Consider the following 20,172-nt stretch of genomic DNA (forward strand, 5'->3'; position numbering starts at 1 on the left):
ACATCCCGCAACTCATGGATACCGCACCGCACAGGACTCCAGGCGCAATCAGAACTATCAACATCTGTCACTACCCGCAACTCTTATTCTGCCCCAGCCAGGAAAACAACCTGGGGAATACATAACAAGAACACCAGCAACCGCGCAGAGCACCGGATATGTCGCTGACTTTCACAGCGAAGCCGCAGGTGCTTCTGGTCGTTTGCAACATAAGGAGAAGAACATGACCGCTACAATCCGCAATTACGCGCTGAGCTTTGATGGGCAGTCGACCCCATGGCACAAAGCACTCATGGAGGTCCTCGGTGATCCTGTCGCCGCCGAACACCTCCACCGTCTTACCTCTCGTGCCGATGACCTCCTGGCACCGCTTGGACCTGAGCTAGCTGCTCTCGGTTCAGGCCGCTACAGCCTCGAAGACGTCCCCAACGATCCATCTCCGGTCCACTCCGTTCCCGGCATTACCGCCGCGCAATTCGGACTGTTTCACGTACTGCTGAATTCTGGTTTCGATATCGTGTCCCATCCGCCGATAGACTTCATCGGTCACTCTCAGGGAATTCTGGGTGCGGCTTTGGTCGAACGGTGGGTTGCAGGAGAAACCGAAGACGCTGCTAATATTTTTGCGCTCGCGCGCCTTATCGGAGCTGCGACGACGAAGCACCGGCCGGGTGTATCCATATCCAGCATGCTCTCTGTTCGCGGGGTGGACAAACCCGTCATCCGCCGAGTCATCCGGGGGACCAACATCTCCATCGCACTTGTCAATGGCTTCCGTCGGTTCGTACTCTCCGGATCCCCGGAGGAGCTTGAGACAGCTCGTACCGCCTTGGAAAAGCTCGCAGCCGAGCACAAGAAGAAGCAGGATGAGTCCGGGGCCTGTGGCGAGACGATCGCGCCGATCATGGAATATCTTGAGGTCGCGGCCCCCTTCCATGATTCCCTCCTGCAGCCGGCTCTCGACCAGGTCGATCGGTGGTGCAGCGTTATCGGTTTGCCGGAAAATATTGCACAGTACAATGCCCACGAGCTGGCCGCGCACGTGCTTGTTAAACCCCTCAACTGGCAGGAGACCGTGCTTGCGGCTATCTGCAAGGGCGCTACCTCCATCGTCTGTCTCGGCCCTGGTGATGTCATCGCTACGGTCACCCGTGATGCCTGTCGCGGCCGCGGCGTAGCCGTTGTTCCGGCAGGAAGCATAGAAAAGATCGATGAACTCACAGCGCCGGGGTACACGCCGGCGGATCCAGCAGATTACTCCGAGTATGCCCCACGCCTCATCACCCTTCCCGGTGACAACGCACCGAAGGTAGATACTAAGTTCAGCCGGTTGACGGGACTATCGCCCATCATGCTTGCGGGCATGACACCGACAACCGTAGATCCAGAAATCGTTGCGGCTGCGGCGAACGCCGGGTACTGGGCGGAGCTCGCCGGTGGCGGGCAGGTGACAGCCGAGGTGCTGAACCAGAACGTCGACAAGCTCAAAGGACTCCTCAAACCAGGGCGTACCGCACAATTTAATGCGATGTTCATGGACCGCTACCTGTGGAACCTCCATTTTGGTAACTCCCACCTTGTGACCTCCTCGCGCCGTTCCGGGGCACCGATCGATGGTGTCGTCATCACAGCAGGAATTCCTGAAATCGATGAGGCCGAGGCCTTGTTCGCAGAGCTTCGCGACGCAGGGTTTAGCTATGTTGCTGTGAAGCCTGGAACCGTTGCCCAAATCCGCCAGTGCCTGGCCATTGCCTCTTACACTGACAACCTCATCATCCAGGTCGAGGACGGGCGCGCCGGTGGCCACCATTCCTGGGAAAGCCTCGATGAATTGCTCATTAACACTTACTTTGAGATTCGTAACACGCCGGGCGTTGTACTTACCGTTGGTGGTGGACTCGGCGATCCGGCGCTTGCTGCGACGTACCTGAGTGGTACGTGGTCCGAAAAGTATGGTCTCCCCGCGATGCCCGTCGATGCTGTGTTCATCGGCACACCCGCGATGACAGCGAAGGAAGCAAAGACAACCGACTCGGTCAAGAAACTTCTTGTCAACACCCCTGGCACCTCCATCGACGAAAACTGTGGATGGGTGCCACGTGGAGAGGTCGTCGGTGGGATGACCTCCGGCATGAGTCACCTGCACGCCGACATGCACGAGGTGGATAATGCTGCTGCAGAGTGTGCACGCATCATCGCCTCTGTACACGGTGACACGAAGAAGATCGCCGCGCGGAAAGACGAACTGATTGGGGCGATGAACAAGACCGCGCGCCCGTACTTCGGCGACCTCGCTACCATGACCTACGCCGATGTCGTCCGGCGCTATGTGGAACTCGATTACCCCTACGTGGACCCCTCCTGGCAGCAGCGTATGCAAGATCTTCTCCAGCGCTTTGAGGCCCGTCTTGCAGAAGAGGAGCGCGGTGACATTCCTACCCTCTTTGCTGAGCTCGACTCCGTTGCGGACGCTCCCGCTGCGGTGGACGCCCTCCTCGCTGCCTACCCGCAGGCGGAGACGACCACGATCACCCCTGTGGATGAGGCGTGGTTTGTTCACCTCTCCCGCAAGTACCCCAAGCCCACAGGCTACGTCCCGGCGCTCGACGAGGATCTACTTCGCTGGTGGGGTCAGGACTGCCTGTGGCAATCCCAAGACGAGCGCTACTCTGCGGACAGCGTGCGTGTGATTCCGGGCCCGGTCTCCGTTGGGTTTGTCACCACAATGAACGAACCGGTAGCAGACATTCTTGCCTCCTATGAGGATGCTGCAGCCCGTGTCCTTTCCGATGGCGGCCTTACTGCTACAGAATGTGTGAGCAGAAGGGCCTTCGGGGCCGTCGACGACCGTGCTGCTCACGCGCCTGCGTCCGCCTCCGGTACGCCCTCGAAGGCATTTCCTGCAGGACGTCTGCGTGCACAGCCCCTCGAGCTCACTTCTGAGGAAAGCACAACATCCAGCGGTCGCCACAGTAAAGGCGACGCTATTCCCGCGTCCGCCCCGTCGCCCGCGTCCGCCCTGTCGCCCGCAGCCGTATCGTCGCTCGCATCCGCCGCTCCTTCGCCCATCACTAGCAGCGGGACACCAGAAAATCGCCTATGCGCAACGGTGGAGGAAGCAATCATCGCCAGCCCCGTCATCAGCTGGATGGGGGCACTGATGACCAACCCCACGCGCGTTGTGGATGATGCCGGGTGGGATCTCATCCACGAAGGCGGGCAGGCCTGGACGCTTCGCATCACCATGGATACAGCGTGGGATCACACGGCGGTAGACACGCATGCGGTGCGCAGGCTGGATATCCCGCTCACCGTTGATGAGTCCATTCACACCGGCGGGTGCCCCGTCGTCGATGCAGAACGGCTGTCTACCGCAATGTTTGACCTCCTCGCAGGAATCGCAGGCGTCGGCGGCGTGTCCGCCCAAGGCGACACCATCGACGTTTTGCCAGCCATCGAGACCTCTTCGCGTTCGCGCTTCGGCGAAGCCCACTACGCCTTCACGTGCGCCCGCCAGATCGGCGTAACCCACGGATCGACCACAGGGGCCGCACTGGGGCAAGACCAGCAGCAAATCGTTACCGACGCACTTCTTGGACCGTGCTGGCCGGCTATTTATGCAGCTCTCGGATCAGGTCGCGTGGACGGAATGCCCGTCATTGAGGGCCTTCTGCAGGCCGTACATCTTGACCACTCGGCTCGCGTTCACGTTCCCATCGATTCACTGCTCGGCCAGCGCATCTCCGTAATTTCCTGGGCCGATTCGATCGAAGAGTCCCGCAGCGGGCGTATTGTCACCGTAAAGTTGGAGCTATTCGTTTCCTCCGACGAAGCCGAAGCTAAGAAGACAACCCCTGTCATTGAGTTCACCGAGCGGTTCGCCATCCGCGGCCGCGCATTCGGAACTCAGGCGCCGAAGGAGCCGGCTGTGGCCGGTGGGTACTCGGCGGAATTTATCGATACTCCTCGCTCCCATCTCGGCAGCTACACCGTGACCGCGCCGGGGGAGATGACCCCCTTCGCGTGGGCCTCCGGGGACTTCAACCCCATTCACACCTCCCACCGCGCGGCCCGGGTAGCAGGACTATCCGCCCCGCTCGTGCACGGCATGTGGCTGTCCGCCACGGCACAGCACGCCGCTGAAGCAACCGTCAAGGCACCGCTGACGGGGTGGACGTATCGCATGTTCTCCATGGTTGCCCTCCATGACACGGTGGATATCACCATCGATCGCATCGGTGCGGTCAACGGAGGTGGCCTCCTTATTGAGGTGACCTGCACCATCGACGGAACACTCGTCTCCCAGGCGACCGCCGTGACGGCAGCACCCCATACCGCTTATGTGTACCCGGGACAAGGCATTCAGGCCAAGGGCATGGGGATGCAGGAGCAGACCGCCTCCCGTGCCGCCGCCGCAGTGTGGGAACGTGCCGATGCCGTCACCCGTGAGCGCCTCGGCTTCTCCGTCATCTCTATCGTTCGCGACAATCCCACTGAGGTTGTTGCTGGTGGCGTCACCTACCGGCACCCCAAGGGTGTCCTCAACCTGACCCAGTTCACCCAGGTGTGCCTGGCAACGCTGGCACTTGCGCAGACCGCGCAGCTGAAGGAAGCCGGTGTCTATGTGCCGGGTGCGTATTTCGCCGGTCACTCTTTAGGTGAATACACGGCGTTGGCCGCCTACGCCGGTGTGATCGATCCGGATACCGTCTTGGAGCTCGTCTTCCAGCGTGGTCTCACCATGCACCACCTCGTTCCCCGCGACGCGGAGGGCAACTCCAACTACCTGCTCGGTGCGCTGCGTCCGAACCAATTCGGCGTGGGGGACGAGGACGTGGCCGACTACGTTGCTCGTGTTGCTGAAGAATCCGGAGAGATGCTGGAGATCGTAAACTACAACCTGCGCGATCAGCAGTACGCGATTGCCGGCACCATTGCGGGTATTGAGGCGCTGAAGGAGGATTCCTCGCGCCGGGCGAAACAAGCCGGTGGCAAGAGCCCCTTCATGCTCGTTCCCGGCATCGATGTCCCGTTCCACTCACGCGTATTGCGTGGGGGAGTGGACGACTTCCGCGAGAAGCTCGACGCGCTGTTACCGCACGATATTGACCCGGACATCCTCATCGGTCACTACATTCCGAACCTGGTGGCCAAGCCGTTTGTGCTGACCGAGGAGTTCCGCCGCGCCGTGCTTGAGGTTGCGCCCTCAACTATCGTCGAAAAGCTCGACCTCAATGGCGACCGCAGTGAGGTAACCAGGAGCCTGCTTATTGAATTGCTGGCCTGGCAGTTTGCCTCTCCCGTGCGCTGGATTGAGACTCAGGAGTTCCTGTTATCTCGTGCTGCGAACCTTGACCAGTACGTGGAGGTTGGTCTTGGTGCTTCCCCGACGTTGACGAACCTCGCAGCCAAGACCCTGCGTTTGCCCGGTTTCGCCGCTTCGGATGTTGTTTTGAGGAACGTCCAGCGTGATGCCACCTACGTGTTCCTCACTGATGTGAATGAGCGTGAGCTGCCAGAGGGTACCGACAACGCTGAAACTGGCTCTGTTGCCACCGACACAACATCCGGTACCAACGGACAGGTGCAGGAGACAAGACCAGCGTCGGCGGGCCATGCGACCGGCGGAGTGGACTCACCAGCTTCCACCGCGACAACCTCGACCACCGCGACTTCCGCGAACACCGCCGCCGCTGCTACCGACGCTACAACAGCCGCAACTTCCGCAGCAGCATCTGCCGCATCTGTCTCTACCGGGGGATCGACAGCTCAGCCGCTGCCCTTTACCGCCGGTCATGCTATCCGCGCTTTGCTCGCCCAGGCGAACAAGATGCGCCTCGACCAGGTGGGCGATGCCGACACCATCGGCACGCTGACCAGTGGTGTTTCCTCACGTCTCAACCAGCAACTCATGGATATGTCCGCTGAGCTGTCGCTTCCCGCCGTGGAAGGCGCATCGGAGGCGGACATGAAGACGCTGACAGCGACGGTAAACGCCGCCGCCAAGAACTACCAGCCCTTCGGCGAGGTGCTCGGCAAGTTTGTCAAGGATCAGGTACGCAGCGTCTTCGGCCCCGCCGGCGCCAAGCTGGAAGACATTTCCAACCGAGTGACTGGCACGTGGGCGCTACCTGCTGGCTGGGATGCACATGTCACCATGGCGGTGGCGTTGGGAACGCGCGCGGGTTCGTCTGCTCGCGGTGGTGATCTGGCACTGCTCCCGACGGCTGTGACCAACGGCGCGGAAGTTAACGATCTTATCGACGCTGCTGTGGCTCAGGTCGCCTCCGACAACGGCGTCACCGTCGCCCTGCCCACCGGTGGCGAAACCGGTGGCCAGGTTGTTGACTCGGGCGCGCTCAACGACCTCGCCGAGAAGATCCTCGGCGCGAAGGGAATCCTTGCAGAGTCTGCTCACCACGTCCTCCGCGCCCTCGGGCACAACGATGGAGTAGCCCCCAGCAAGCCGGACAACGCCGACGAGCTTGTCGCAACGGTGACCGCAGAGGCTGGCTCCGATTGGGCGCGCCGGGTTCTGCCCGCCTTCGACGAGGCAAAGGCTGTGCTTTTCGACGACCGGTGGGCCACCGCCCGCGAAGACATTGCTCGCCTCGCAGCTGGGGAGGAGATTCCTGCGACGGCATCCTTTACCGGTACTGGAGAGGATGTCGCAGCTATGGCACAGTGGTACGGCTTCACCGATGTGGCCGATGCTGCCCGCTCTACCGATCAGGGCGAGTTTGTTGGCACCATTGCCGTCGTCACAGGTGTGTCGCCGCACTCCATTGCCTCCGGCGTCGCCGCAGAGCTGCTTTCACGCGGGGCGACGGTGATCGCGACCTCGTCAAAGGTCACCCCAGAACGCACTGAGTGGGCTCGCAAGCTCTACCGTGAGCATGCCTCCGGTGCGGCCTCTTTCTGGCTTGTTCCCGCAAACCTCGCGTCGTACCGCGATATTGATGCCCTATCTGAGTGGATTGGAAACGAGCGCTTCGTCACCGTCGGATCCACCAAGAAGAAGGTAAAGGATGCGTGGATCCCGGATCTGCTCCTCCCGTTCGCTGCACCTCCCGTCCGCGGTTACCTGACCGATGCCGGAACCGGCGCCGAGTTCGAATCCCGTGTTTTGCTGTGGGGTGTGGAGCGGCTTATCGGTAGGCTCTCCGCCCTCGGCGAGACCACGGACGTGAACCACCGACTGCACGTCGTGCTCCCCGGATCGCCCAACCGCGGCACCTTTGGTGGCGACGGCTCCTACGGTGAGGTCAAGGCGGCCTTCGATGCGATCGTCAACAAATGGTCCGTCGAGCCGTTCGGGCAACGTACGAGTCTGGCCCACCCGCGTATTGGTTGGGTGAAGTCGACGAACCTCATGGGGCACAACGATCGCCTCGTTGCTGTCGCTGAGCGGCACGGTGTGCACGTGTGGACTCCCGAGACGATCGCTAAGGAACTTGTCGGACTGTGCAGCGAAGCGTCGCGCACGGCCGCTGCAGAAAAGCCGCTGGTGGCCGATCTCACTGGTGGACTCGCCGGGGTGTCGCTTCCTGCCATCGCCGCTGAGGCGTACGCGGATGCAGCGCGCACCGAAGAGGAAGCTGTGACCAGCGGAGCGTCGAATAGCGATGATCCGACAGCGACCAGCTCCGTAGCGACCATTCCCGCACTGCCCACACCACACCCGCGGCACCAACCGACCGACCGCGAGGTGCCGTGGACTGCAGAGGTAACCACCCCTCTGGAGGAGATGGTGGTCATTGTGGGCCTCGGCGAGGTCTCCCCGTGGGGCTCCGGCCGCACGCGCTTCGAAGCAGAGTACGGGATCGATCACCTCGGTGATGTCGACCTGACGCCCGCAGGCGTGACGGAACTGGCATGGATGATGGGACTCATTACCTGGGAAGACAACCCCACCCCCGGGTGGTACGACGCGGATGGCAATTACGTCGATGAATCGGATATCTATGACCGCTTCCACGACGATGTCATTGCACGCTGCGGTGTGCGCCCCTTTGCCGACGACGGCCCCATCTCCGATGGTGCCTCCGGCAAGGAGATCCAGTTCTTCCTGGAAAAGGATGTCACCTTCACCGTTGATGACCTGGAAACCGCGAACACGTACGTTGACGCAGATCCCGCATTCACCAGCGTCAGCGTAGACCAGGACGGTTCCATCCGCGTGAATCGTCGCGCAGGGGCTACCTCCCGCGTGCCAAAGAAAGCTACTCTGGCTCGTGCCGTTGGAGGCCAGATTCCGGATGGCTTCGACCCGCAGAAGTGGGGCATTCCTACAAGCCTGACGGAGTCGATCGACCGAATCGCAGTGTGGAACCTCGTTGCTACCGTCGATGCCTTCCTGTCTGCCGGATTTGAGCCCGCTGAACTGCTCCGGGCGGTACACCCGGCCGATGTGGCGACAACTCAGGGCACTGGCTTCGGTGGAATGAGCTCCATGCGCAAGCTCTTCCTCGATAGGTTCATGGATGCGGACATTCCCTCGGATATCCTCCAGGAGACGCTGCCGAACGTTGTTGCTGCGCACACGATGCAGACCTATGTCGGCGGCTATGGATCGATGATTCACCCCATCGGTGCGTGCGCTACGGCAGCAGTGTCCGTTGAGGAAGGCGTGGATAAGATCGCGCTAGGCAAGGCAGATGTGGTTATTGCCGGCGGTATCGACGATATTTCTGTCGAGTCGATTCAGGGCTTCGCCATGATGAACGCCACCGCAGATTCGGATGCGATGGCTGCCAAGGGGATCGACCCCCGTTTCTACTCCCGCGCCAATGACCGCCGTCGCGGCGGCTTCGTGGAAAGTGCTGGTGGCGGCACGGTCATCCTTGCTCGAGGCACGGTTGCTCGTGATCTTGGTCTTCCGGTCCTCGCCGTGGTGGCCTTTGCACAGTCCAACGGCGACGGCGCCCACACCTCCATTCCTGCCCCGGGGCTGGGAGCGCTGGCAACGGCTCGCGGTGGACAGCGTTCCCGCCTGGCCAAGTCTCTTTCGGGGCTGGGCATCGGCGCCGATGATATCTCCGTGATTTCGAAGCACGATACGTCCACCAATGCAAACGATCCGAATGAGACGCGGCTGCACACCTATATTGCGGAGGCCCTCGGCCGCAGCGAAGGCAACCCGCAGTACGTCATCAGCCAGAAGACACTGACCGGCCACGCCAAGGGTGGTGCAGCGGTGTTCCAAATTGGTGGCATTGCCGATGTCTTTGCCACCGGCAGGATCCCCGGTAACGCTGCGCTCACCTGCGTCGATCCGGAAATGAAGGACGGCACGTGGTTCACGTGGCTGAGCGAGCCCCTCCAGTTGGCAGAGGCCCCGAAGGCGGCACTTCTGACCTCCCTCGGGTTCGGCCATGTGTCCGGCTTGGTTGCTCTTGTCCACCCGGCGGCATTTGCCTCAGTGGTTGATGACCCGTCCTGGGAGAAGCGTGCCAACGCCCGCTTGGCAGCCGGTGAGCGGAGGCTTGTCCAGGGGATGCTGGGCAATAGGCCGTTGTTCGAGGGTGTCGACAACCGGAGGTTCCGTGAGGGCGACACTATTTCTGAGAAGGAAAAGCTCATGCTTCTTGACCCAGATGCTCGCCTGAGCGCAGACGGCTGGTTTTAAGCCTGCCTTTTAGTTGCCTCCGCAGAGCCCCAGTGGCGTGAATGCCGCCACCCCGTGCGCAGACACCCCCGTGCGCAGGAACTCCGATCGTTTGGAACTTCCCCTTTACCTGGGAATTCCGCTCCGTCGTGGATTCCTTCCTGCTCGGGGTTTCCGGCTCACCGGGCACGTCGGCTGGCAAACGCTGGTTGACATACGCCGGCTGGAAAATACCAGACCCAGCTAAACGCATTCCAGCTGAGGAGGTTTGCACACAAACAACGCCATACGAAGATGAGAACCCACACAAAGAGGAGAACGAGGTATTCCATGCACGAGTCAGTTTCCACACATGCAAATGCGCAGGTGCGTTCACTCGCTGTGCATGGGGCACCATCCGTGGGTGTTGACCTCGTTCACATACCGAGCTTTCGTGAGCAGTGGGAGGCACCAGGCACCACAATCTCTGGTATGTTCACTCCGTACGAGCTTCGGCAAGCGCGTAAGAAGATGGCGGTGACCGGGGATGTCTTTCAACACCTTGCCGCGCGGTGGGCTGCAAAAGAAGCTTTCATCAAGGCGTGGAGTGGGCTTATCGCCCCGGCACCTCCACTCATCGCGTCGGAACGCGTTGTATGGAGGGACATTGAGGTTCGAAGTGACCACTGTGACCGCCCGTACCTCCACCTGCACGGTGAAGTGCAACGCCTTTCTTCGCCCAATTTCGCGTCATCCCTCTCTTTATCTCACGATGGTGATTACGCGGTCGCCGTCGTTGCCCTCGCTCAATCGCACGTGTGAGCTGGAAGAGCCTTACGTAAAGTCCAACAACCTCGGGAGACAAGGTAGCAGCGAGAACAGTAGCGAGAGCGGGATGGTCCAGTCAATGGACCAGCCGGTGGACCAGCCGGATCGTTTTCACCGAATGTTCCATGTCGTTAAGCACTGTGTGGACGTTGAGGTGGAAACGGAACCGCTGGTCCCCGTGGGCGTGAATAGTGGCAGTGCCGTCACAGCCTCCTGGTTGGCGTAAACCGGGAGGACAAAGGGGATCTTGCCCGTGATCCTCTCGTATGTGGGATCCGCAATTCGATGCTTCCTGTAGGGGCAACGCGGTGGATGACTGCAGCTCCGCTGTCTCTTTCCTGAAACGTGCTTTCTTGCGGGTAGAAGCAGCAGAGTGCGCCGATCCCTGTCTGCTGTCTGGTTGTGTTCTCAAAGCACATTCGACTATCGAAAACAGAGTTGTTCTCTGCAGAAGGCATTGAATATCAATATTTGGACATAAATGTTCGAATGAAAATAGATGTGAACAGTGCGAACCAGCGAGTACTTTTTCGCGACCAGGACATCACGGGTGTGGCGGTCTGCCGGGTGCAAATCGTTCTTCGGTCAGGGTGGGGAATACCCGTGCACAAAAAACCGCGTCGGATGCGCTGATCCGACGCGGTTAGGACGCACTAGCGGTTGGCAAAAATCCGAGCCGAAACTGATTACGCCGACCGGGTGACGGCGAAGGTCACCAGTGCATGAGTGGGCGTTAGGCGGGGACTGCCATGATGAGGACGGACTGGAACAGTACGCCAGCTGCCATCAGGCCACCGAGAATGTACGACAGACGAGACATTTTTCCTCCGGTAGGTAACGTGAAACGAGCATGGCTGAGGAGAACCGAAATGGTTGAACAATTTCCCGAGCCGACAGGTAACCATACACGTTTTTCTGTCTTTGTCTAGTCGAAAAATATATAGTCTGGTAAACGAGACGAAAAGGAATTAACCTAAAACTAGGTTGACTTATTTAAACTTAACTAAGCACGTAAATCCCTGTTATAACAACTGTCCTTGCGTTCTGAAGTGCGGGGTAGTTTGAAAAACCTGTGAGCATAGCAGGGCGTGCGTGAGGGCATTTTCGTTTGTCGTTGTGGAAAATGGAACGGGGAGGAGTCGATGGCGGGGACCAACGTCGGCAGAACGTCTGTTAACTGGCACGGAACTATCTAGTGAGGATCGACCTGGACTAGACTAAATGCGGAAGAAATAGCCAAATTTAATGCAAGGAAGGCCCCTCCATCTCATGGATGCACGTCTCGCAGTTCGCCGCAAGCCCCAGTTCCGCGACGAGGAGCGCGCGCTGCTTGCAACACTTAATAATCTCTCGGGTGTTCAGCTCGATTCCGTACAAATTCTCAACCTGTACGATGTGTTTTCCGCTTCGGAATCGGACATCGAATCACTGAGCGCCTCGATCGTGTGCGATGACCGTGTCGACGACAGGATTACTTCCGAAGAGCTTACAGAGATTCTGAATTCGGCCTCGGGTTTCCTTGCTGTTGAGCCCCTTCCTGGTCAGTACGATCAGCGAGCTGATGCAGCCAACCAGGCTTTGCGTCTTGTCCAGCCGGAAACGGAAGCGTCAATCTATTCGGCAGTTCTTTACGTATTTGAACCTGCCCAGTCTGACGAAGCCCGCGCTGCCATCCGTTCATTCCTGATTAACCCTGTTGAAGCGGGGGAGAAGGACATGAAGGTGCTCCAAGCGCCGGCTACGGGATCCGTTGAGCCCTTGCGCCAGTACCCCGGCTTTAATGAGCTTGATGAGGCTGGCCTCGAAGCACTTCTCGCTGAGCGCGGGATGGCGATGAACCTCGCTGACCTTGAAACCATTCAGGAATACTTCCGTGAGGAGGGGCGCACTCCGACGGATGTGGAGCTTTCAGTTCTTGATACGTACTGGTCGGATCACTGCCGCCACACCACCTTCAACACTGAGCTCACGGACATTGCCAATGAGGGCAGTCGTTTTAAGGATCAACTTGCTCGCGCGCTGCGTCGTTATGATGAGCTCCGCGAGACGAACGGCAGGACGCATAAGCCACGCACCCTCATGGATATGGGCACGATCATGGGCCGCGAGCTTCGCCGTACGGGGGTCATGGATGATCAGGAAGTCTCGGAGGAGATCAACGCATGCTCCGTCTATGTGGACATCTCTCGTGGCGACGGTGAGCGATCTGATGTCCTTCATGGCGACGGTGAGCGATCTGATGTCCTTCATGGCGACGGTGAGCGAAGCGAACCGTCGCCATGGCTCCTGATGTTCAAGAACGAAACGCATAACCACCCGACGGAGATCGAGCCTTTCGGTGGCGCGTCGACGTGCCTGGGCGGGGCTATCCGTGATCCCCTCTCCGGTCGCTCCTGGGTATACCAGGCGCTGCGCCTGTCGGGTGCCGGCGACATCAACACCCCGCGCGAAGAGACGCTGGAAGGCAAGCTGCCGCAGGCGGACATCTCTGCGCGCGCGACGGCCGGTTACTCCAGTTACGGCAACCAGATCGGTCTGGCCACCACGAACGTGCGCGAATTTGTACACCCAGGCTATGTGGCCAAGCGCATGGAGCTCGGCGCTGTTGTTGCTGCCGCTCCGGTAGAAAACGTAAAGCGTCTTGAGCCCGCACATGGTGACGTGGTGATCATCCTCGGTGGTCGTACAGGCCGCGACGGTATTGGTGGTGCCACAGGTTCGTCGAAGGCACATAACGACACCTCACTTGCTACCTCCGGCGCGGAGGTTCAGAAAGGTAACCCGGTTAATGAGCGCAAGATTCAGCGCTTGTTCCGCAACCCTGAGGTTGCGCAGATGATCGTTCGTTGCAACGACTTCGGTGCCGGTGGCGTAGCTGTTGCCGTCGGCGAGTTGGCTGACAGCCTCGACATTCATCTGGAGCGCGTGCCTTTGAAGTACGCGGGCCTCAACGCCCGTGAGATCGCGATTTCGGAGTCTCAGGAGCGAATGGCCGTCGTTGTGCGTGCCGAAAACGCGGCGCGGTTCATCGAACTCGCGGAGACGGAGAACCTGGAGGCGACGCAGCTCGCCGAGGTGACAGATTCTGGTCGCCTGCGGATGTTCAACGGTGAGGATCTCGTCCTCGATTTGTCTCGCGCGTTCATCGATACCAACGGGGCGGCCCGTTCCCAGTCCGTGTCGCTTGTCGACGCCCCCATGGAGGCCCCGCACGCTGCTCCCGCGAGCGTTGCTGAGGCGCTTGCTTCCCCGGCAGGCGGTTCGCAAGAGGGCATGGTTGAGCAGTTCGACTCCACGGTCGGCCGCTCCACCGTATTGATGCCGTTCGGTGGCAAGCATCAGAAGACATTCGAGATGGCATCCATCCAGTCGCTTCCTGTTGCAGGCGGCACACCGACCTCCTCGGTGATGACGTACGGCTACAGCCCGGAGCTTGCTAGTGAGTCCCCATTCCTCATGGGTGCCTACTCCGTGGTGGAGGCACTTGCCCGTCTTACCGCGGCGGGTGCCGATGCCACTACGGCGTGGTTGACGGTGCAGGAGTACTTCCAGCGCCTTGACCAGGAGCCGGAGCGTTGGGGCGAGGTTACCCAGGCAATCCTCGGCTTGCTGGAAGCGCAGGATGCCTTCCAAGTCGCCGCGATCGGTGGTAAGGATTCTATGAGCGGTACGTATGGTGACGGACTGCACGTCCCGCCGACGCTTGTTACCTTCGCCGTCGCCGTGATAGATAAGGCAGACGCTATCAGCGCGGCGATCCCCGACGCAGGCCTGCCCCTCTACCTCCTGCCACACACTCCGCTGGAATCCGGCGAGCCGGATTACGAGGCTCTGCGCACCAACTTCGCAGACTTCACGGCGCTTGCTGCCCGTGGTGAGGTTCGTGCTGCTTCTGCTGTCACCCAAGCCGGTATCGGTGCAACGATTGTCAACATGGTTGCAGGTAACGGCCTTGGATTTACCGGCAGTGCCGATATCTCCTGGGTGGAGGCACACCTTGGTGGCATCGTTTTCGCTGTTTCGGAGGGGGTAACCGTTCCCGAATCGGCACGTCTTCTCGGCCAGACCACCAATGACGGTGAGTTGAGCTTCGGTGCTGAACACCTGAGCGTCGACAAGGCACTGGACATTGCGGAGGAGCGTTACCGCAGCGTCTTCCCGCTAAACGATGCCGCTGGTGAAGACCTGCCAGACTTCGCCACGAAGCTTCCCGAGGCGCAATCCCCGGCCGAGGCCACCGCCGTTTCCGGTGACCACTCCGACGCGGCGGAGGGCACAGCGCCCCACGTGCTGCTGCCGGTATTCCCCGGAACGAACTCCGAGTACGACATGTCCGAGGCATTCCGGGCTGCCGGTGCTACAACCGAGTTCCTCGTCATTCGCAACCTCACTCCGCAGATGCTGGAGGAGGACACGCAGGTATTCATCGACAAGCTCGGCACAGCCGATATCCTCGCTTTCTCCGGCGGGTTCTCCCTCGGCGATGAGCCAGATGGTTCCGCAAAGTTCATGGCCGCATTCCTGCGCACCCCGGAGGTAGCGCAGGCAGTGAGCAGCTTCGTTGCTGGCGATGGCCTTGTCCTCGGCATCTGTAACGGTTTCCAGGCTCTGGTCAAGAGTGGTTTCCTGCCCTACGGTGATCCCTCCAAGCTGACAGAGACCTCGCCCACGCTGGCCCACAACCGCCAGCTACGGCACGTCTCCAGGATTGCCACGACCCGTGTTGCCTCTGTGGATTCGCCGTGGCTTGCGACCTTTACCCCTGGCCAAACCCACCTTGTACCCGTGTCCCATGGTGAGGGAAGGTTCGTCGTCAGTGAGGAAGATGCCAAGCAGCTGTTTGCTCACCACCAGGTTGCGTTCCAGTATGTGGATGAGAATGAAATTCCGACGATGGAGGCGCCGGCCAACCCGAACGGCTCGAGCTACGCCATCGAGGGCATCATTTCTCCCGACGGCAGGATCCTGGGCAAGATGGGGCACCCAGAGCGTTTCCGCCCGGGCTTGATGAAGAACATCCCCGGTATCTATTCGCAGGACATCTTCCTCAACGCGGTGACGTACTGCAAGAACAGGAAGTAAACACCGCAGGAGCCGGTTAGACCCGACTCGTTCCGCTGTGGCCTGGTGAGCAACTTCTCACCAGGCCACATTTTTGTGTGGGATATTGACAAGTTATGTGTAGATGCCCGCAGAGCTGCTCTACACAGATGCGGCCACTTAATGTGATCGATCTTTTTTGGCGGTACGAGGCACCCCGCATATTGGGGGAGTTCACGCTGGGTTGTGCACGGACGGAGTGCGCGCAGTGCCGGGGCGTGGTTCACTGCAGGTGTCTACCGGTGCAGTGGGCCAGCAGGCGCACAATTTGGTGTCCGCGTGCGTGTTTTTCTGTTAGCGGTTGGTGGCTTGGACGCGATGGAAAAAGCTTCGCTAGTTACGGAACCAGATGAACTGCTCATCGCGTCTAAGTAGTGGAGATGCACAACGTCTGCTGAAAGGAGGAATAGTATGGATCGAAGTAAAGCATCAGGTTTTTCAACCGTCAGGAGCGGTTTCGTCTTTACTCTGCTGTCAATTCTTTTTCTCTCCGGATGTGCTCAATTTCTGGGAGCTGACCAAGGCCTCTCACCGGAGGATGAGCCATACCTTTTCGATCGCTGGGATCCTAACTTCCATCTGGCTCAGCCGTGTGCGGATGTGACAGAGGAGAGACTAGCGGAGCTAGGGCTAATGCGTTTGCCAGATGAAACGGGGATCCCCGACCGTGAAGGTCTCGACTCCTGTTCCTTCGACACTGAAGACGGTGGAATGGTCATCATGTCTGGTGGCGCTTACAAACTCGCAGCTGTGACACGGAGGTGGTTGACGCTCGACTACTCGCCTAAGGAATCTAAACATCCGGCTCTTGCATACAAACAAGATGGATCAGACGATTCTTGCAACATAGCTGCCGAGACCCCGCGCGGGACTGTAGAGGTTCACTTCAAACCTTCATTTGAGGTTGATCTATCGGAGCCGGAGCAGTGCGCGCAGGCTGAAAATTACTTTGATTTATTGATCGGGGAGAAACTCAATGAGTACCGTAAAAATTGATCCGGACCAATTGCTTGATTGCTCCAGGGCACTGGGCGAAGTTGGCGAACACTCATCACGGTTGGCATCGAAAATTGCTCTTAACAACAACCTCGGTAGTTTCACCCGTGTTTCTGGATTAGATCAGTTGGGTCGGGAGCATGCAGGCGTATTGGATACGGGGCCGGGGTCTGCGAGGGTTGTAGCTCAGGGGTTGGGGGAAGTGATCAGTGGGCTTGCGCGTGGCTTACAGGCGACTGTGCATGGGTTTGAGGCGCAGGAAGATGTGTTTGCTCGATCATTAGATCGCTTGCATGATGCGGGCTCTAGTCCGGGAATTTGTGGCGGTGAATCAGGTGGTGTGCCGGCTGAGAAGCTGGGAATGATTGCTCTTCCAGAGCACGTGGCACCGGTGCCCGTTGTGGTGGGACAGAAGGTGGTTGTGCCAGCGGGGAGTGTGCTGGAATTGCTGCGGGATTATTTCACCACCCACACTTCTGCTATTGGAGAGGCGGCCTCGGCGTGGAAGGGGTTGCACACTTCTATGGTGGAGGTAACTGGTCGGTTGCGCAGTATTGCTAACGGAATTGTGGACGCCAACCGCGGTGAGGTTATCGATGCGATTGTTGACAAGTTGCGGGTTACAAGTGAGGCGACGGAGTCCTTTGGGACGAATGCGGAAGCGATGGCCAGGTGGTCGGGGCGAATCGGGCTGACACATAAGTTGGGAATTGCTGCGGCCGGTGCGATCAATGGTTCCGTGTTGGCAAACCCGATTCCAGGTGCGCGTCAGCTACAAGAGCAGTTGGCACTTGTGGCGTATGCCCGGGTGGCAATGCCTCCATTGCTGTCATTGGCAGAACCTCGAGTGGGTTCACTCCTCGATACCGTTGTACCACCCTCTACTGGTGGGGCGTGGGAGGCAGAGATGGATGAGCTGGTGAGTGGATCTAAGAAGGACTTCGATGGCCAGTTGGAAAGGATCCGGTCTGGTAACCCGGATCCCGTGCTTGTTCGTGCGTTACAGCACGCCACCGACGATGGGTCGGTCAGCCAACAGGTCGAGGCTTCACCGGGTGCGCGTCTTGAGGAGACTCCAGTGTTAGCTGGTCAGTCGCATACCGCTCCGCAGGGATTGACCGTGCCATTAGCTGGTGGACATGGTGGTGGGCTCACCCCAGTGGGATCCTCCCCGGCTGGGACCGGTATGCCAGTGATTTCGTCTGTGCCTGGGGATCTCGGGCGCGAAGGTATCGAGGGCGGGGCTGCGGTGCCTGTGGGAGCAGTAAACAGCGGTGTTGGAGGAGCTAACGCTAGGGGTGGATCCTGCGTCGATAGGTCGGAGACACACCCGGTGTCGACCGTGGCTCCAGCAGGTGTGGGTCGAAACGGTGGTCAACGCGGCACCACAGCTGGCAAACGATTGCCATCTGCTGCAGGTAGCAGTAAACACCAGGGCGGTAGTGGAATTGCTGCTGGTAGTGCTTTTGGTGCCATCAGTGGTGGGACTGCTGCCAGGAATATCGCCGGTGGCCTAGGTGGAGTGGGGTTCAGCAAGCTACCGGCAATTCCTGACAGCGGGTCTCACACAGGTAGTACAGTCCGCGCTGGTACGGCCCATGGAGGAAACGTGGGGGTTCCGGCCTCTGGTAGTCGAGCAACAGGCGGGTATGGCCGTGGAGTGATGCCCATGAACATGGGGGCGAGTAAGGACAAGAAGACGACCAGACCGGTGAAGACCGTCCTCTCCGAGCTGGAGCAAGACGCCAACACCAAGGCGATCCTCGGAGAGGTACCACCCATGGTTCCAGGCACCATCGGTGCATGGGCGCGCTCCTAACTGGCTTAGTAACGGTGGCCGGTACACGTAAAGGTGACTGGTAGATGCCATCGGGCCGTGCAGTGGTAGCGAGGATGTTCACAGTTGGTGGCGTAGCTGGGACACGGCGGCACAACAGGTATTCAGCGGTGCGACTGGGGAATAACAGTGCCATGGGGACAGCAACCCCGTCGCCACAGAGGTGCGCCCATCGTAGCGATGCCGAGGGGCGGGGTAACGGGTAACCAGTGGAGCGTCGACAAGCGATGAGAAAGGTAAGAAGGGGGAAACGAAGCGGGAAAGGAAACTTTAGGAGGGAGTGAATGGGGAAGGGAAACGTTTAGAAAGGGGGAGTGAATGGGGAAGGGAAACGTTTAGAAAGGGGGAGTGAATGGGGAAGGGAAGATGGAGAGAAGTGGAAAACGTGCACACAGCCTTCAATCAGAGAGATGGGCGATGATTTCTGGACATGGCGTGGACGTAGCCGACACATGTTTCAGTGATTGTCCTTTACAGGGCTGGATATGTCGCTACTCTGGGGTGACCGTGGATGATCCGCCCTACTAGCTGGCGTGCTGGGCGATGACAGTATTGTTTTCACCATGAGCACTCGGACGACTCGAACCACTTCCCACTATTTTGATCACGCTGCCACAACGCCTATACGGCAGTCAGCGGTCGATGCGTGGGGAGAAAATTCCGATGTCCTGAACCCCGGAGGCAGCTACGCATCGGGACGGCGAGCACAGGCGGTGCTCGCTGAGGCACGGGAGATCATCGCTGATGCGCTTAGCTGCGAGCCGATTGAGGTGATCTTTACGGGTTCTGGTACTGAAGCGGATAACCTGGCTGTCCGTGGACTCCTTCAAAATGCAGTGGACCGAGAAGAAACGCTACGTATCGTCACCACACCGATCGAGCACCCGGCCGTCAAAGAGACGGTGTCATCCCTGGCTACGCGGATGCCACACGTTCAGGTGGATTACCTGCCGGTCACCTCGTCGGGGCACATCGAAGACCTTGAACTCCTGGATTTGCCTGCCACCGTTGCGGCGGTTATGTGGGCAAACAACGAGACCGGGGCCATCCAGCCGATCACCAAGGTGGCAGAAAAATGCCAGGAAACCGAAACTCCCCTCCACGTCGATGCCGTTCAAGTGGTTGGGCACCTTCCCGTGGATTTTTCCGCACTGGGGGCGACAACGATGGCAGCCAGCGCTCACAAATTCGGCGGGCCACGAGGAGTGGGAATTCTTCTGGCAAAGCGTTCACCGGTACCCTCACCGGTCATCACAGGGGGAGGCCAGCAGCGGGGAATCCGCCCGGGAACTCCTGATGCCGCCGGAGCGATGGCAACTGCGGTGGCATTAAGGGAAGCGGTGACCGAAATGGATGGCGAACGCGCACGGTTGGAAAGTCTCACCGCACGGCTGCGGGACGGCCTGAAGGAAAGCGTCGACAAGCTCGTCGTGCACACGAGCGAGCCGAACCTGCCCGGACACCTCTTCGTCAGTTTCCCTGGTGCTGAGGCGGATTCTCTCATCATGCTGTTCGATTCCCTTGGAATCGAGGTTGCCGCAGGCTCGGCATGCTCGTCTGGCGTGAACCGGGCATCGCACGTTCTCCTAGCGATGGGAGTTGAAGAGAAAGTTGCCCGCGGTGCTATTCGTTTCACCCTGGGCCGGACGACCTCCCAGGAGGACGTGGACTTCCTTCTCGCTCATGCCGCCGACGTGGTTGAGCGTGCACGATTGGCTGGTATGGCCTAAACAAAGTAGGCGTTTCCTACACGTGGACAAAGGTCCTATACTGACTAGCCGATTGTTTACTGGTAGCCGATTATCAACCTGCTCGTTCGTCCACG

The 20,172-nt window shown here is 59.5% G+C and carries 6 protein-coding genes; all 6 read left to right on the plus strand.

Annotated elements, in window-relative coordinates; translation table 11 throughout:
• The first annotated feature begins 223 nt into the window (after positions 1-223).
• The 6 genes from CGLUCO_RS05260 (at position 224) to CGLUCO_RS05285 (ending at position 20,077) form a co-directional block, all read left to right on the plus strand.
• Entirely contained in the window at positions 224-9,628 is a 9,405-nt protein-coding gene (locus CGLUCO_RS05260; protein ID WP_232621860.1) for a type I polyketide synthase, read from the plus strand.
• Between the two features lie 309 nt (positions 9,629-9,937).
• The gene (acpS, locus tag CGLUCO_RS05265; RefSeq protein WP_198481423.1) at positions 9,938-10,408 is read left to right on the plus strand and encodes a holo-ACP synthase AcpS; all 471 of its coding nucleotides are present in this window, start codon (positions 9,938-9,940) and stop codon (positions 10,406-10,408) included.
• A gap of 1,275 nt (positions 10,409-11,683) precedes the next feature.
• Positions 11,684-15,496, plus strand: coding sequence for a phosphoribosylformylglycinamidine synthase (locus tag CGLUCO_RS05270; protein ID WP_084036262.1), 3,813 nt, complete (start codon positions 11,684-11,686; stop codon positions 15,494-15,496).
• 429 nt (positions 15,497-15,925) lie between these two features.
• Positions 15,926-16,510 carry a DUF3558 family protein gene (locus CGLUCO_RS05275; RefSeq protein ID WP_084036261.1) on the plus strand — a complete coding sequence of 195 codons (585 nt, stop codon included), beginning with the start codon at positions 15,926-15,928 and terminating at the stop codon, positions 16,508-16,510.
• A 340-nt stretch (positions 16,511-16,850) separates the two neighbouring features.
• Entirely contained in the window at positions 16,851-18,329 is a 1,479-nt protein-coding gene (locus CGLUCO_RS05280) for a hypothetical protein (RefSeq protein WP_239171027.1), read from the plus strand.
• Positions 18,330-18,910: 581 nt separating this feature from the next.
• Entirely contained in the window at positions 18,911-20,077 is a 1,167-nt protein-coding gene (locus CGLUCO_RS05285) for a cysteine desulfurase family protein (protein WP_034989618.1), read from the plus strand.
• Positions 20,078-20,172: the final 95 nt, after the last annotated feature.

This window comes from Corynebacterium glucuronolyticum DSM 44120 (genome assembly GCF_030440595.1).
GTDB classification, from domain to species: domain Bacteria; phylum Actinomycetota; class Actinomycetes; order Mycobacteriales; family Mycobacteriaceae; genus Corynebacterium; species Corynebacterium glucuronolyticum.